The sequence below is a fragment of the Streptomyces sp. NPDC051133 genome, assembly GCF_040682635.1.
Taxonomy (GTDB): Bacteria; Actinomycetota; Actinomycetes; order Streptomycetales; family Streptomycetaceae; genus Streptomyces.
Genome location: NZ_JBFBBK010000032.1, coordinates 68672 through 83897 on the forward strand (window position 1 = coordinate 68672; position 15226 = coordinate 83897).

The 15226-nt window shown below is 72.5% G+C and carries 15 protein-coding genes; 8 read left to right on the forward strand and 7 right to left on the reverse strand.

Annotated elements, in window-relative coordinates:
* Positions 1–51 precede the first annotated feature (51 nt).
* Together AB0N17_RS29320 and AB0N17_RS29325 are read left to right on the forward strand one after the other, a co-directional pair.
* On the forward strand, positions 52–642 hold the full coding sequence (locus AB0N17_RS29320) for a hypothetical protein (protein WP_366014582.1): 591 nt from the start codon (positions 52–54) through the stop codon (positions 640–642).
* Between the two features lie 121 nt (positions 643–763).
* Complete coding sequence (locus tag AB0N17_RS29325) at positions 764–1108, forward strand: DUF2516 family protein (protein WP_366014543.1); 345 nt, start codon at positions 764–766, stop codon at positions 1106–1108.
* 44 nt (positions 1109–1152) lie between these two features.
* Here AB0N17_RS29325 and AB0N17_RS29330 read toward each other — a convergent pair whose 3' ends face one another.
* The 3 genes from AB0N17_RS29330 to AB0N17_RS29340 all read right to left on the reverse strand — a co-directional run bounded on the left by AB0N17_RS29330 (position 1153) and on the right by AB0N17_RS29340 (position 4882).
* Positions 1153–2454, reverse strand: a complete 1302-nt coding sequence (locus tag AB0N17_RS29330; protein ID WP_366014544.1) for a fused response regulator/phosphatase — start codon at positions 2452–2454, stop codon at positions 1153–1155.
* A 281-nt stretch (positions 2455–2735) separates the two neighbouring features.
* Positions 2736–3818, reverse strand: a complete 1083-nt coding sequence (locus AB0N17_RS29335) for a C40 family peptidase (RefSeq protein WP_366014545.1) — start codon at positions 3816–3818, stop codon at positions 2736–2738.
* Between the two features lie 275 nt (positions 3819–4093).
* Positions 4094–4882 (reverse strand): class I SAM-dependent methyltransferase, encoded by a 789-nt coding sequence (locus AB0N17_RS29340; RefSeq protein WP_366014546.1) that lies wholly within the window; start codon positions 4880–4882, stop codon positions 4094–4096.
* A 578-nt stretch (positions 4883–5460) separates the two neighbouring features.
* On the opposite strand from AB0N17_RS29340, the gene mshA reads away from it, so the two are divergent.
* The 3 genes from mshA (at position 5461) to AB0N17_RS29355 (ending at position 9056) form a co-directional block, all read left to right on the forward strand.
* Positions 5461–6798 carry a D-inositol-3-phosphate glycosyltransferase gene (mshA, locus tag AB0N17_RS29345; protein WP_366014547.1) on the forward strand — a complete coding sequence of 446 codons (1338 nt, stop codon included), beginning with the start codon at positions 5461–5463 and terminating at the stop codon, positions 6796–6798.
* Entirely contained in the window at positions 6791–7291 is a 501-nt protein-coding gene (locus AB0N17_RS29350; protein WP_366014548.1) for a YbjN domain-containing protein, read from the forward strand. The genes mshA and AB0N17_RS29350 overlap by 8 nt, the downstream gene beginning before the upstream one ends.
* A 103-nt stretch (positions 7292–7394) precedes the next feature.
* A complete protein-coding gene (locus AB0N17_RS29355; protein ID WP_366014549.1) occupies positions 7395–9056 on the forward strand; it encodes a glycosyl hydrolase family 28-related protein in 1662 nt (553 codons plus the stop codon).
* Here AB0N17_RS29355 and AB0N17_RS29360 read toward each other — a convergent pair.
* Positions 9035–9835 carry an AraC family transcriptional regulator gene (locus AB0N17_RS29360; protein WP_366014550.1) on the reverse strand — a complete coding sequence of 267 codons (801 nt, stop codon included), beginning with the start codon at positions 9833–9835 and terminating at the stop codon, positions 9035–9037. The genes AB0N17_RS29355 and AB0N17_RS29360 overlap by 22 nt on opposite strands.
* 49 nt (positions 9836–9884) lie before the next feature.
* Between AB0N17_RS29360 and AB0N17_RS29365 the strand changes: the two genes are divergently transcribed.
* On the forward strand, positions 9885–10325 hold the full coding sequence (locus AB0N17_RS29365; RefSeq protein WP_366014551.1) for a DUF2000 domain-containing protein: 441 nt from the start codon (positions 9885–9887) through the stop codon (positions 10323–10325).
* Between the two features lie 30 nt (positions 10326–10355).
* Here AB0N17_RS29365 and AB0N17_RS29370 read toward each other — a convergent pair whose 3' ends face one another.
* Positions 10356–10829 (reverse strand): carboxymuconolactone decarboxylase family protein, encoded by a 474-nt coding sequence (locus AB0N17_RS29370; RefSeq protein ID WP_366014552.1) that lies wholly within the window; start codon positions 10827–10829, stop codon positions 10356–10358.
* 547 nt (positions 10830–11376) lie between these two features.
* On the opposite strand from AB0N17_RS29370, the gene AB0N17_RS29375 reads away from it, so the two are divergent.
* A complete protein-coding gene (locus tag AB0N17_RS29375) occupies positions 11377–11586 on the forward strand; it encodes a hypothetical protein (protein WP_366014553.1) in 210 nt (69 codons plus the stop codon).
* A 127-nt stretch (positions 11587–11713) separates the two neighbouring features.
* Here AB0N17_RS29375 and AB0N17_RS29380 read toward each other — a convergent pair whose 3' ends face one another.
* On the reverse strand, positions 11714–12961 hold the full coding sequence (locus AB0N17_RS29380) for an MFS transporter (protein ID WP_366014554.1): 1248 nt from the start codon (positions 12959–12961) through the stop codon (positions 11714–11716).
* Positions 12962–13138: 177 nt separating this feature from the next.
* On the opposite strand from AB0N17_RS29380, the gene AB0N17_RS29385 reads away from it, so the two are divergent.
* Entirely contained in the window at positions 13139–13900 is a 762-nt protein-coding gene (locus AB0N17_RS29385; protein WP_366014555.1) for a phosphoglyceromutase, read from the forward strand.
* Between the two features lie 78 nt (positions 13901–13978).
* Here AB0N17_RS29385 and AB0N17_RS29390 read toward each other — a convergent pair whose 3' ends face one another.
* Positions 13979–15214 (reverse strand): site-specific integrase, encoded by a 1236-nt coding sequence (locus tag AB0N17_RS29390; protein WP_366014556.1) that lies wholly within the window; start codon positions 15212–15214, stop codon positions 13979–13981.
* Positions 15215–15226 lie beyond the last annotated feature (12 nt).

A 15226-nucleotide genomic window follows, 5' to 3' on the forward strand; every position in this document is an offset into this window, starting at 1 on the left:
GCGGACCACACCAACCTCAGCCGAACGCGAATCCGGGAGGACCTGATCACCATGGCCATCACCGACGACCTGCGCAAGACCCTCAGCGACCCGACTCCGCTCTACTTCGCCGCAGGCACCGCCGACCTCGCCCTGCAGCAGGCCAGGAAGGTGCCCGCCCTGGTCGAGCAGCTGCGCGCCGAGGCCCCGGCCCGCATCGAGGCCGTGCGCAACACCGACCCGAAGGCCGTCCAGGAGCGGGCCGCGGCCCGGGCCAAGGAGGCGCAGGAGACCCTGCAGACGAAGGTCACCGAGTTCATCGGCACCCTCGACGTGGACCTGAAGAAGCTCGGCGAGAGCGCCCAGGACCTGGCCCTGCGCGGGGTCGGCGTCGCCGCCGAGTACGCGGTCAAGGCCCGCGAGACCTACGAGAAGGTCGCCGAGCACGGCGAGCAGGCCGTGAAGGGCTGGCGCGGCGAGGCCGCCGAGGAGATCGAGGACCTGGCGATCGCCGTCGAGGGCAAGCCCGAGCCGGTCCAGGGCGAGCCGAAGCCGGCCGAGGACGGGACCGAGACGGCCGCGGACCGCAAGGCCGCCGCGAAGAAGGCTCCGGCCCCCCGCAAGGCCACCGCCACGAAGAAGACGACTCCGCCGGCGAAGTGACCGGCAGAGCCACCGACGGGCCGGGCACCTCTGGGGTGTCCGGCCCGTTCTACGGGTACGGTTGCCGCGTACGGCGCGAACGGCGGGCACGGATCGGGAGAGACAGCGGGCGGTGGGCAGCATGCTGATGTTGGGCTTCAGCGGGTTCATGGGGATCTTGAAGATCGTCCTCATGGCCCTGGCCGCGTTCGGCCTCTTCGACGCCGCGTTCCGGCGCGAGGACGCCTTCCGCGCGGCCGACAAGCAGAACAAGGTGTTCTGGCTGATCATCCTCGGGATCGCGCTCGTGGTCAGCGCGATGTTCTCGATCCTCGGCATACTGCCGGTCGCCGGCCTGGTCGCGAGCATCGTCTACATCGTCGACGTACGCCCCGCGCTCAGGCAGGTCGGCGGGGGCAACGGCTGGCGCCGCCGCCGCGGAAGCAGCAGCGACGGCCCGTACGGCCCGTGGAACGGCGGGCGCTGACAGGCGCCCCCGGCAGGGGGTGAGCCGCCCCCTGCGGCGAGCCCCTACGGCGCCCGGTCCAGCAGCACCACGGCGACGTCGTCCGTCAGCTCACCGCCGTTGAGATCCCGCACCTCGCTCACCGCGGCCCGCAGCAGCGCCTCCCCCCGCAGCCCCTCGGAGAGCTGCCGGCGGATCATCTCCACCATGCCGTCCTGACCGAGCCGCTCGCCGTCCGTGCCGACGCGGCCCTCGATCAGCCCGTCGGTGTACAGCATCAGGCTCCACTCCGGGCCCAGCTCCACCTGCATCCGCGGCCAGCGGGCGCCGGGCAGCAGCCCGAGGGCGGGGCCGTTGTTGTCGTACGGCAGCAGCCGGGCCGTCCGGCCCGGGCGGGCGAGCAGCGGGGCCGGGTGACCGGCCAGGCACAGGCCCGCGCGGCGGCCGTCGGGGGCGATGTCCACCGTGCACAGCGTCGCGAAGATCTCCTCGTCGGCGCGCTCGTGCTCCAGCACCTCCTGCAGCGTGCTCAGCAGCTCGTCCCCGCACAGCCCGGCCAGCGTCAGCGCGCGCCAGGCGATGCGCAGCTCCACGCCGAGCGCGGCCTCGTCCGGGCCGTGGCCGCAGACGTCGCCGATCATGGCGTGCACGGTGCCGTCCGGGGTGCGGACGGCGTCGTAGAAGTCGCCGCCGAGCAGCGCCCGGGAGCGGCCGGGGCGGTAGCGGGCGGCGAAGCGCAGCGCGGAGCCGTCCAGCAGCGGGGTGGGCAGCAGGCCACGCTCCAGCCGGCGGTTCTCCTGCGCGCGCAGCCGGCCCTCCGCCAGCCGCCGCTCGGCGCTGTCGGACCGCTTCCGCTCCACCGCGTAGCGAATGGCACGGCTGAGCAGCCGGCCGTCCAGCTCGTCCCGGAACAGGTAGTCCTGGGCGCCGACGCGCACGGCCTCGGCGCCGCGCTCGGCGTCGCCGGAGGCGGTCAGCGCGAGCACGGCGTGCCGGGGCGCGAGCTGCAGGACGTGCTTGAGCACGGCCAGCTCGTCGTCGGTGTCGCTGCCTCCCGGGGCCGGGAGCGCGAGGTCGAGCAGGATGCAGTGGACGTCGTCGGTGAGCAGCCGCCCGGCCTCGGTGAGGTTGCGGGCGGTACGGATGCGGATCGGCTTGCCGGACGAGTCCAGCAGGTCGGGCACGATCGGCGAGGCCGCCGGGTCGTCCTCGATCAGCAGCAGGGTGAGAGTGGCGCCGGTGCCGCTGGTGGGCGTGGCGTCGCGGTGGGCCTCTTCCTTGAGGGGGCCGCCGACTGCGGTGGCGGCCTGCGCCTGACCACTCTCCACGGCCGGGATCGCTCTCTGCCGCGGTACGGGTACGGGCATCGTGTTGGGTTCCTTCCCTCCCCCCGAGGGCACGGCGGCGTCGAGGGGTCTCGAGCCACCGACCGGGACCATAGCGGGTGCTCCCACCCCGATGGAATGGTGTGAGCCGCGCCGCTCGCGCGCAGCCCGTTGTCATATGCCGCGTTCTATACCGCAGTTGGACACCCCGCCGGACGGCCGGGGATGACGAAGCTCACGTCGGGCCCCGGTTTGGGGGGAGGTTGGTGGTGGACTGGGTCACATGGCGCACATCACGGGGACATGGCGGGACATGACCCGGCTCACGCGTCGGGCCGTACGACCCCCAGGATCGGCATCGAACCGGCGCCCGCGACCGTCACGGTCCGCCCAGGTCGCGGGGCGTGGATGATCGCGCCGTCGCCGACGTACATCGCGACATGGCTGGCGTCGTCGAAGTAGATGATCAGGTCGCCGGGGCGCATGTCCTTGACGTCGACGTGCTTGAGCTGCTTCCACTGCTCCTGCGAGGTGCGCGGGATCGGGTGGCCGGCGGCCGCCCAGGCCTGGGAGGTCAGGCCGGAGCAGTCGAAGGAGTCCGGCCCCTCGGCGCCCCACACGTACGGCTTGCCGAGCTGGCCGGTGGCGAACCCGACCGCCTTCTCGCCCTGCGCGGAGGCCTTGCCGTGGATCCTGTCGAGGATGCCGGTGTCCAGCCACTTCGTCTGCGCCTTCAGGGCGGCCTGCCGCTCCAGTTGGTCGAGCCGCTCCTTCTCCTTCTTCTCCAGCTTCGATTCCAGCTTCTGCGCGGCCTCGATCTGCTGCTGGATCTTCTTCTTGGCCGCGGCCTTGGCCTTGCTCTCCGCGTCCAGCTTCTTCCACTGCGCGGCGGCGTCGTCGGCGTAGTCCTGCAAATCCTGCTGGGTGCCGGTCACTTCGGTGATCAGCTTGTTCGTCGCCCGCTGACCCTGGAGCACCAGGCCGGCGCCGTCCAGGAACTGGCCCGGGTCGTCACTGAGCAGGAACTGGGCGGTGGGCGGCAGCCCGCCGGTGCGGTACTGGGACCGGGCCGCCGCGCCTGCCTGGTCCTTGAGCCGGGCCAGCTTCCGCTGCCCGGCGTCGATCTTCTTCGCCAGCTCGACGATCTCGGCGGACTGCTTCTTCGCCTTCTCCTCGGCCGCGTTGTAGGCGTCGGTGGCGACGGCCGCGTCGTGGTAGAGCCCGTCGAGCTTCTCGCGGACCTTTTCGAGGTCCTTGCTCGGCGGGGGAGTTGCCGAGCCGCTCGGCGTGGGCGTGGGCGTGGGCGTGCGCGCCGACGCGAACGCCGTGCCGGGCGCCGCGAGCACGGTCACCGCGCAGACCACGGTCAGGGCAGCCGTGAGCAGGCCGCGCTTGCCCGTACCCATACCTCGTCCCCCAAACTGATTTACCGTCAGTAACTTACGGTCGCCTGAGGGATCGTGCCACGGCCGCGTGCAAAGCGACAGAGGTCGTCCGAAGTCGGATTTCCCCCTTCACCCACCCGTACGAACGATCTCCTCGCCGATGTGACGAACGACGCACGGAGATCGTTCCGTGCGGGGCGCGCGGTGTACGGCGCACGCCCCGGCGGCGGTACACGCCCCGAGCGGGGGAGGGCAGGCGCGCGTCGGCCGGACCGGTCCCGGCCCGCCGGCCCGTGTCAGCCGGTGGCGGGCGCCAACGCGGCCCAGGACACGGTCAGTTCACCCTGCCGCCAGCGAGCCGGGGAGTCCGTCACCGGCCAGTCGGCCGCCAGGTCCCGCACCGTGCGCAGCCAGCGCTGCCGGGCGCCGTAGGCGGCGTAGGGCGCGGCGGCGGCCCAGGCGCGGTCGAAGTCGCGCAGGAAGGCGTGCACCGGCTCACCCGGCACGTTCCGGTGGATCAGCGCCTTCGGCAGCCGCTCGGCGAGGTCCGAGGGGCGGTCCAGGGAGCCGAGCCGGGTGGCGAAGGTGACGGTCCGCGGCCCCTCCGGGCCGAGCGCCACCCACACGTGCCGCCGTCCGATCTCGTCGCACGTGCCCTCGACCAGCAGCCCGCCGCGCGACCCCGCGTCCGCCGGGGCGAGCCGCGCGCGCAGCCGCTCCCACACGGCGGCCACCTGCTCCTCGTCGTACTGGCGCAGCACGTTCGCGGCCCGGATGAGCAGTGGGCGCCCGGGGACGGGGACTTCGAAGCCGCCGTGCCGGAAGGCCAGCCCCTCCCGCTCGAAGGGCCGGGCCGCCGCCACCCGCTCCGGTTCGATCTCGACGCCGACCACGCGCGCGCGGGGCGCGACGGTACGCAGCCGCCCGAGCAGCTCGACCGCGGTCCAGGGCGCCGCGCCGTAGCCGAGGTCGACCGCCACCGGGTCCGCGGCGCGCCGCAGCTCCGCGCCGTGCGTGGCCGCGATCCAGCGGTCCATGCGGCGCAGCCGGTTGGGGTTGGTCGTCCCGCGCGTCACCGTTCCCACGACGGGGCTCCCCCCGCTCGGGCGGAGCCGAGGGTGGGGGAGGGAGGTGGCGCGGGCTCTCATGCCTACGAGGGTAAGCGGGGCGCGCGGGCCACCGGTCCGGCCGACGGGCGCCGGCCGGACCGGCCCCGGGCTCGGCGGGAGCCGTGGGCCGCCTTGCGCACCGGCGACGACGATGCGGCACCGGCGACGACGATGCGGCACCGGCCCCGACCGGCGCGGCCGCCGCACCCGCGATCGCCGGGGTGTCCCCGGAGGCGCCGGTCCCGGCGAGGCGGGTACCGCCGGCCGCCGGCGACGGGGCGCTGCCCGAGGTTGTATCGCCACAGGTCAAGGTCCGGCCAGGGGCCTGCTCTGCCGGTTCGAGCGCCGGTCGGGGCCTCGCGGGGCGTGGCCGTCCGACGACGGTGCGCAGCCCTCGCGTCCCCGAAAGGTTGAGCGCGCGAGGGTCATGATTGGGTAAAGCCGCTTGATCGGGACTCGATCAGGAATGGCAGGGCACCCGCTCGCTGTTGGACCCCGTCGGAGGGCGAGGTCGGCCCTCCGCTCGGCATGCCCGCAGCAAGGAGGACAGCCAGGTGAGCCAGTACGTCAGCAGGCTCGGGCGACGCTCCCCGTCGGCCGCTTCCCGGCTCCGGCTGCTCCGCAGGCCCCGCCGGGTCGCCATGCTCTCCGTGCACACCTCGCCGCTCCACCAGCCCGGCACCGGCGACGCCGGCGGCATGAACGTCTACATAGTGGAGCTGGCCCAGCGGCTGGCCGCGCACGGCATCGAGGTGGAGATCTTCACCCGGTCCACGGCCGGCGGGCTCCCCCCGTCCGTCGAACTGGCCCCCGGCGTCCTCGTCCGGCACATCGACGCGGGCCCCTACGAAGGCCTCGCCAAGGAGGACCTCCCGGCCCAGCTGTGCGCCTTCACGCACGGCGTGATGCAGGCCTGGGCCGGCCACCGCCCCGGCCACTACGACCTCGTCCACTCCCACTACTGGCTCTCCGGCCACGTCGGCTGGCTCGCCGCCCAGCGCTGGGGCGTCCCCCTGGTGCACGCCATGCACACCATGGCCAAGGTCAAGAACGCCAGCCTGGCCACCGGCGACACCCCCGAGCCCGCCGCCCGGGTCATCGGCGAGACCCAGATCGTCGCCGCCGCCGACCGCCTGATCGCCAACACGGCCGAGGAGGCCGACGAGCTCGTACGGCACTACGCGGCCGACCGCGCCAAGGTCGCCGTCGTGCACCCCGGCGTGAACCTGGACCGCTTCTGCCCCGCCGACGGCCGTGCCGCGGCCCGCGCCCGGCTCGGCCTGCCCCAGGGCGCCCTGGTCCCCCTCTTCGCGGGCCGCATACAGCCCCTGAAGGCCCCGGACGTCCTGCTGCGCGCGGTCGCCGTCCTGCTCGACGAACGCCCGGAGCTGCGCTCCCGCATCGTCGTCCCCGTCGTCGGCGGCCCGAGCGGCAGCGGGCTCGCCAAGCCGGAGGGGCTGCAGAAGCTCGCCGCCCGGCTCGGCATCGCCGACGTCGTCCGCTTCCGCCCGCCGGTCGGCCAGGAACAGCTCGCGGACTGGTTCCGCGCCGCGTCCGTCCTGGTCATGCCGTCCTACAGCGAGTCCTTCGGCCTGGTCGCGATAGAGGCGCAGGCCGCCGGCACCCCGGTGCTCGCGGCCTCGGTCGGCGGCCTGCCGGTGGCCGTGCGCGACGGCGCGACCGGTTTCCTGGTCGAGGGCCACGACCCGGCCGACTACGCGCGCGTGCTGGGCCGGTTCGCCGACGAGCCGGCCCTCGCGGCGACCATGGGTGAGGCCGCCGCCCGGCACGCGCAGTCCTTCGGCTGGGACACGGCCGCCGCCACCACCGCCGACGTCTACACGGCCGCGACCCAGTCCCACCGCCGTCGCGTACGCTCCCCGCATGGGTGATGTGGAGAAGGCCGGGCAGGTGCTGGAAGGCGTCTTCGAGGACGCCGAACTGGAGTGGGAGAGCCCCGAGGCCGGGACCTACGTGGTCAAGCTCCCCGGCACGCGCAAGCTGTCCACGACGGTCTCCTTCCTCGTCGGGCGCCACTCCCTCTCCCTCAACGCCTTCGTCATCCGCCACCCCGACGAGAACGAGCCGGGCGTCCACCGCTGGCTCCTGGAACGCAACCTCAAGCTGTACGGCGTGAGTTACGCCGTGGACCGGCTCGGCGACGTCTACGTCACCGCCCGCCTGCCCCTGGCCGCCGTCACCCCGGACGCGGTCGACCGCCTGCTCGGCCAGGTCCTGGAGGCCGCCGACGGCGCCTTCAACACCCTGCTGGAGCTGGGCTTCGCCTCCTCCATCCGCAAGGAGTACGCCTGGCGGGTCTCCCGCGGCGAGCCCACGCGGAACCTGGAGGCGTTCATGCACCTGATCGACCGCCCGACGGACTGATCGCGCCGCACCCCTTCCCTCCTCGCTCCTGGCAGTGGCATGCTCACCGCCAACGCATTCATGAACGTAGTTCATATACATGACTGTGATGGGGTGGTGGGACATGATCCACGGGCACATCGGCAGGCGGACGCTCCTCGTCGGCGCCACGGCGGTGGCCCTCGGCGCGGCGACCGGCGCGGCGACCGGCACCGCGCAGGCGGCCGAAGTCTCTCCCCTGTGGCGGGAGTTCACCCGCACCCCCGTCACCCACCCGCAGATCCCCTGCGTCGGCCGGTCCGGCTACCGCGGCGGAGCGACCCGCTTCCCCCGCCCCCGCGTCGTCGCCGACGTCACCGACCACGGTGCCGTCCCCGACGGCACCACCGACTGCGCCCCCGCGATCAACCGTGCCATCGCCGCCGCCGGACGGGCCGGCGGTGGCACGGTCACCATCCCGCCCGGCACCTTCCGCATCGACGGCCTGATCCGCATCGGCGACTCGAACGTCGTCCTGCGCGGCGCCGGCAGCGGCCGCACGACCCTGTACGCGACGAAGAGCCTCACCGAACTGATCGGCCCCTACGGCTCCCGCTACGGCGGGGACAAATCCTCCTGGTCCTGGGCCGGCGGCCTCATCTGGCTCGCGCCGAGGGCCCGCTGGGACTCCCTGGTGGCCGCCGTCCGCTCCCGGGCCTGGCCCTTCGAGGGCTGGACCGGCAACAAGCGCGACGAGTGGACGACCCTCACCGCCGTCGCACCGGCCCGCCGGGGCGACCGTACGGTCACCGTCACCGACCCCCGCGGACTGCGCCCGGGCCGGCTGGTCCTGCTCCGCCTCGCCGACGACCCCGCCCACACCCTCCTGCAGCACATGGCGGGCGGCGGCCCCGGCCCGGCCTCGTACGTCTGGGACGACAAGACCAAGCTGCTGTCCTACGTCCCCTACGAATGGCCCGTCCGCGTCACCCGCGTCCACGGCCGGCGCGTCACCCTCGAACGCCCGCTCCCGCTCGACGTACGCCCCGAGTGGGACCCCCGGCTGACCACGCACGTACCGGAGCTGACCGGCTCGGGCGTCGAGGGCCTGACCCTGGAGGCGGTGCAGACGCCGCAGTCCCCGCACCTCCTGGACAAGGGCTACAACGGGGTCGTCCTGCAGTGCGCCTACGACTGCTGGGTGGACGACGTCACGGTCCGCCACGTCGACAACGGCTTCGGCCTGGTCGCCGCCTCCGCCTGCACCCTGCGCGGCACCCGGGTCGCCGGCCGCGGCTCGCACCACCCGTACTTCTGCCGCGAGGGCTCCCACGACAACCTGATCGAGGACTTCACGATCGAGGAGCGCACCGTCCCCGCGCCGGCCGGCACCCAGCTGCACGGCATCAACGTCGAAGGCCTCTCCTCCCACAACGTCTGGTCCCGCGGCGAGATGCGGATGGGCACCTTCGACAGCCACCGCGGCCTGCCCTTCGCGAACGTCCGCACCGACATCACGGTGAACAACGACGGCCGCCACGGCGGGGACGCCAGCGCGGGCCCCCTGTTCGGCGCCCGCTTCACGCACTGGAACATCCGCGTGACCAACGGGCGCGCCGGACTGATGAAGATCGACGGCCTGGCCCCGTACTCGGCGACCGTCGGACTGAACACGGTCACGGAGTTCGACCAGACCGACGTCCCCGACTTCACCGGCGACCTGCACTCCCGCCTGGAGCTGTACGGCACCACGGACGCCGTACGCCCGCGCAACCTGTACGAGGCTCAGCGGGCGCTGCTGCGGTAGCGCCCCGGGGTCACCCCGACCAACTTCTTGAAGTGCCGGGTGAGATGGGCCTGGTCGTAGAACCCGGTGGCCGGGGCCACCTCGCCCGGTGCCAGCCCGTCCAGCAGCAGCCGCCGGGCCCGGCCGACCCGACGCGACATCAGGTACTGATGCGGGGCGATGCCGTACGCGCCGCTGAACGCCCGTACCAGATGGGCGGGATGGGCGTGCATCAGCCGTGCGGCCTCCTCCAGCGAGATGCCGTCGACGACCCGGGCGTCGAGCAACTCCCGCAACCGGCGGCCGAGTACGGGATCCCGGCGCGGGGCCACCGGCTCGGCCCGCCGCCGCAGATGATCCCGCAGCCGCTCCCCGACGAGGACGAGCCTGCTCTCCGCCTCCAGCTCGTCACCGGGCCGGGCGAGCGCGGAGTGCAGCTGCCCGACCCGCAGCCGCAGCACCGGGTCCCGCAGATCGGGCCCGTCCACGGCCGGGCCGATGAACTCGTCGCCGAGCCGGCTGCTGTCCAGATAGACGACCCGCTTGCGGAAGCCGTCCGGAGTGGCGGGCGAGCCGTTGTGCGGCACGTGCGGCGGGAGCAGGCTGACCGTGTCGTGCGGGGTGCCGTGCTCGTGCCGGTCCAGGTCGTACCGCACGGCGCCGTCGTCCACGATCAGCAGCGTCCAGGCGTCGTGGACGTGCATCGGATAGGCGTACTCGGTGAAGTGGGCGTGGAAGACCTCGACGACACCCGGTACGCGCGGGCGCCAGGCGGTGACTTCCTGCTGGTCGGCGGCCACGCAAAAAACGTACAAGACCCGCCGCCCGGCCGCCCGGCAGTCTCACTGCATGAACACCGAACCGATCCGCCCCGAGCCCGTCCGCTTCGACACGAAGATCGCCGTGCTGCTGCGCGAGGACCTGGAGCCCTGGCAGCGCCTCAACGTCACCGCGTTCCTGGTCAGCGGCCTGGGCAGCCAGGTCCCCGAGGTGATCGGCGAGCCCTACGAGGACGCGGACGGGGTCGGCTACCTGCCGATGTTCCGCCAGCCCGTGCTGGTCTTCGAGGGCACCAAGGAGACCCTGAAGGCGGCGCACGACCGGGCGCTCAGCCGGTCCCTGCCCCGCGCCGTCTTCACCGCGGACCTGTTCGCGACGGGCAACGACCGCGACAACCGCGCGGCGGTGCGTGCGGTCCCGACGGCCGATCTGGACGTGGTCGGACTGGCGGTGTACGGGCCGCGGAACGGCGTGGACAAGGTGCTGAAGGGGTCACGGATGCACCCGTGACCCCTTCAGGGCCCCCGTCGGGCCCGTCCGTCAGCCGAACATGCCGGGCACGTAGTCACCGGCGGGCTGCTGCACGATGACGTTGGCGCGGTTGTAGGCGTTGATCAGGGCGATGAGGGAGACCAGCGCGGCCAGCTGGTCCTCGTCGTAGTGCTTGGCCGCGTCCGCCCACGCCTCGTCGGTGACCCCGCCCGCCGCGTCGGCGATCCGGGTGCCCTGCTCGGTCAGCTCCAGGGCGGCCCGCTCGGCGTCGGTGAACACCGTCGCCTCCCGCCAGGCCGCGACCAGGTGCAGCCGCGTGGCGGACTCGCCGGCGGCGGTGGCGTCCTTGGTGTGCATGTCGGTGCAGAACGCGCACCCGTTGATCTGGCTGGCCCGGATCTTCACCAGCTCCTGCGTGGCGTGCGGCAGCGAGGAGTCCCCGATGACCTTGCCCGCCGCGTTGAAGTGCTTGAAGAGCCGGCCGGTGACGGCGTTGGTGTGGAGGTTCAGCCGAGCGTCCATGGTCTGCTCCTGTGTGGTTGTCGCTGCTTACACCTCTCTGACGGGAGGGGGCCCGCGGATGTGACACGGCTGAGTGTGACGCACACCACCAGCCCGGTGGGTGGGTCGACCGAAGGGGTGAACATCCCCTCCACTCGGACTGAGCTAGGAAGAGGACCGCAGACCGCGAGGGGCGCGGACGGGACCGTGAACGGAATCTGCACAGCGTGTCCGCATCCCCGGACCGGGAGGGTTCCGTTGGTGCGGGATGTCCCGGTCGTCGTGGCGGTGGCAAGACCCGCGGCCCCTCAGGAGGGCCCGGCATGTGGAGAAACTGGCCCCGGCGCGTGACCGTGCCCGCACGGATGGGTCACCGGTCACCACCAACGGTGCGGGTGCGGAAGGCGGTTGACTGGATGCCCGGTGCGCTCCGTGGTTTGATCGCTCGCGCCGTCGACATCGCGCCACCGTGTCCGGAAAGGACGGCGCACGCCTGCGGCCGAAGCTCCCGCCCGTCCCCGGCGGGGCCGCTTCCCCCTGTGGACCACCCATGCGAAGGGCAGTTGTCATGAACTCCGCTCACCAGGTACAGACCCGCGAGATCGCGGACGCCGAGCTCGACGGCGTCTCCGGCGGTCTGAGCCCCGAAGCCGGCCTCACCGTCGACTCCGTCACCCTCGGCAGCGCCGACGTGCTGTCCCAGCTCGGCGCCGTCCAGGGCCAGGCGCTGGGCGCCCTCGGCCAGCCCCACCAGATCGGCGTGAACGCCGCCTTCTGATCGGTGCCCTCTGATCGGTGCCTGTTGATCGGCGCATTCTGCTGGGGTGCCTTTTGACGGGTGCCCTCTGAGCGGGTGCACCGAGCCCCCTGCCCGCGCGTCCGGCGCCGGCAGGGGGCTCGGCCGTTCAGGCGGCGCGGACCCCGGCCTCGGTCCTCGGGCCGGTCACGGCCGGGCGCTGCGGCGGCAGCCGCCGCATCAGCACCCCGTATCCGACCCCGGCGATCGTCCCCACCACGGCGCACATCCCCCACAGCCATCCCGCGCCGAGCCGGTCGATGACCGCGCCCGACATCAGGGGCGCGACCAGCGAGGCGACGGCCCAGGACAGCGTGTACATGCCCTGGTAGCGCCCGCGCCCGTGGACCGGCGACAGCAGGACCACCAGCCCGGTCTGGGTCGGCGCGCTGACGATCTCGGCGAGGGTCCACACGCACACCGTGAGCATGAAGACGCTGACCGACCCGGCGAAGGCGGTGAGCCCGAAGCCGTATCCCGCGAGGAGCGAGGAGACGATCAGCAGGGTGCGCGGGTCGCGGTGCTGGATGAACCGGGTGACCGGGATCTGCAGGGCGACGATCAGGACGCCGTTGACGGCGATGGCCAGGCCGTAGTCGGCGGGCGAGAACCCGGCCCGCCCCATGGCCACCGGCAGTCCGACGGACCCCTGCTGGAAGACCAGCGCGACGAGGAAGGACAGCCCGACGACGGCCATGTACCGCCCGTCGCGCAGCACGGCCATGAGGCTGACCTCGTCGTCCGCCTGCCGGGCCGTGGCCGCGGGCCGCGACTCGGGCAGCTTGGCGAAGACGACGAGGGCACAGGCCAGGGTCATCCCGGCCTCGATCAGGAACCCGGCCCGATAGCTGACCTCGGCGATGAACCCGGCGGCGGTCGAGGAGACGGCGAAGCCGAGGTTGATGGCCCAGTAGTTCAGCGAGAAGGCCCGCACCCGGTCCTCGGGCCGGACGATGTCCGCCATCATCGCCTGCACCGCCGGCCGGGAGGCGTTGGTGGCCATGCCGACGGCGAAGGCGACGGCCGCGATGGCGGCGGGGTCGGTCATGAACCCGAGCAGCGCGACCGAGCCGGCGGTGGCGGTCTGCGCGATGAGCAGGGTCGGCCGCCTGCCCAGCCGGTCGGCCATCACCCCGGCCCCCAGCGAGGAGACGACCCCGCCGAGCCCGTACAGCGAGGCGACGAGACCGGCGTAGGAGGCGGAGTACCCGCGGTCGAGGGTGAGGTAGAGGGCCATGAACGTGGCCACGAACGCGCCCAGCCGGTTGACCAGGGTGCTGGTCCACAGCCACCAGAACTCACGGGGGAGCCCCGAGACGGTCTCCCGGGCGGCACGTCTGAGACCGGCGGCGGACATGACGGAACCCCCATGAGGACACGGCACCCCGGCTCGGGCGCTGTAAGTGACTGAAGCGGTGGGCACAGCTTACCCGCACCGGTCGGCCGATGGCTCCTCGATTAACAGAGACCGGCAATCGTCCACCCACCGGCCGGTCCGGGCAGCGCCCCGAACGCGTCGATTACGCTCTGACCCATGGCCGACGCACCGTACAAGCTGATCCTCCTCCGCCACGGCGAGAGCGAGTGGAACGCGAAGAACCTGTTCACCGGCTGGGTGGACGTCAACCTGAACGAGAAGGGCGAGAAGGAGGCGGTCCGCGGTGGCGAGCTCCTGAAGGACGCCGACCTCCTGCCCGACGTGGTCCACACGTCCCTCCAGAAGCGCGCGATCCGCACGGCCCAGCTGGCCCTGGAGGCCGCGGACCGCCACTGGATCCCGGTCCACCGCAGCTGGCGCCTGAACGAGCGCCACTACGGCGCCCTGCAGGGCAAGGACAAGGCGGCGACGCTGGCCGAGTTCGGCGAGGAGCAGTTCATGCTCTGGCGCCGCTCGTACGACACCCCGCCCCCGCCGCTCGCCGACGACTCGGAGTTCTCCCAGTTCGACGACGCGCGCTACGCCACGCTCCCGCCGGAGCTGCGCCCGAGGACGGAGTGCCTGAAGGACGTCGTCCACCGGATGCTGCCGTACTGGTTCGACGACATCGTCCCCGACCTGCTGACCGGCCGCACCGTCCTGGTCGCGGCCCACGGCAACTCGCTGCGCGCCCTGGTCAAGCACCTGGACGGCATCTCCGACGCCGACATCGCGGGCCTGAACATCCCGACGGGCATCCCGCTCTACTACGAGCTCGACGCCGAGTTCAAGCCGGTCACCCCCGGCGGCAAGTACCTCGACCCGGAGGCCGCCGCGGCGGCGATCGAGGCGGTCAAGAACCAGGGCAAGAAGAAGTAGCCCCTGCGAACATGCCCCTGAGCTGCGCGGACGGCGCGGCCCAGGGGCGTTTTCACGGCCTGGGCCCTCTCCGGGCCCTCAGGCCCCCGGGTCCTGCGGCCGGAGCGCTCGCCCGAGAGCCTTCCGGGCCCGGTCCCGGCTGCTCGGCATGAGGTGTGCGTACACCTTGAGCGTCAGTCCCGGGTCGGAGTGCCCGAGGTACTCAGCGAGGGCCTTGATGCTCTCCCCGGCGTCCAGGAGGACGGACGCGTAGAAGTGCCGCAGGGCGTGCATCCCGTGCTCGCGGGCGGCGGCGTGCTCGCGGCTCTTGGCCTTCGGGATGACACCGACCTTCGCAAGAGCGGGCTTCCAGTGGTCTTCGTTCAGCGAGGTCCGCCAGATGTGCCCACCGTTGGGCCCGGTGAAGATGAGCCGCCGGGTCACCGGCTGGCCGTTCGCTCGCATCCACGGGAGTTTGATCTCTACCGGCGGGAATCGCTTCATGTGTTCCTGTAGTGCCTCTGCCACTGGATCGGGCAGCGGTACGTCACGGAGCTTGCCGCCCTTCGGGGGCGCGAAGACGGCCTTGCTCAGGCTCAGCTTGAGCTGCTGCACCACGTGCAGCGTGCCGCTGTCGAAGTCGATGTCATCGACGGACAGGCCGAGGATTTCTCCCTGCCGCAGGCCGCATCCGGCGCCCACGTCGACCATGGGCCGGAAACGCTCGACCATGGCGGCGCGCACAGCGAAGACGCGCTCAGGCTCCCAGGGGACGACGCGACGCGCGCCCATGGCCGGCGGGGTCACCGTTCGCGAGTTGCAGGGGTTCCGGCGCAGGCATCCGTCCTCTACGGCTGCGGAGAGCACGGCGCGGACGTTAGAGAAGATGACGCGTGCGTACGCGCCGGACATGCCGGATGCTTCGAGCTGCGTGACGAACTCTCGGATGTGGCCCGGCTGGAACGACCCGAGCTGACGCGCGCCGATGCGAGGGAAGGCGTGCAGCCTGAGCTGAGACTCCATAGAGGCCCGTGTGTTCGGGTCGCCGCTCTGGCTCGCGAGCCACTTCTCTGCGAATGCCTGGAAGGTGGTGCGGGACGCGTTCGGGTCGATGAAGTCGCCGCGGGCGACGTCTGCCTGCATGGCACTCAGCCACTGCTCGGCCTGGCGTTTCTGTCCGTCTGGGAAGGACTTTTCCTTGCGCTTCCCCTCGGGCGTGAAGTAGCGGGCGCGGTAGCGCATGCCCTTGCCGTGGCGGTCGGTCTTGATTCGGACGGTCTTGCCGTCGGTGCCGGTGGTGGTCGCGAACCAGCGGTCGTGGATGTGCCCTGCCATGAGGAGCGGAGT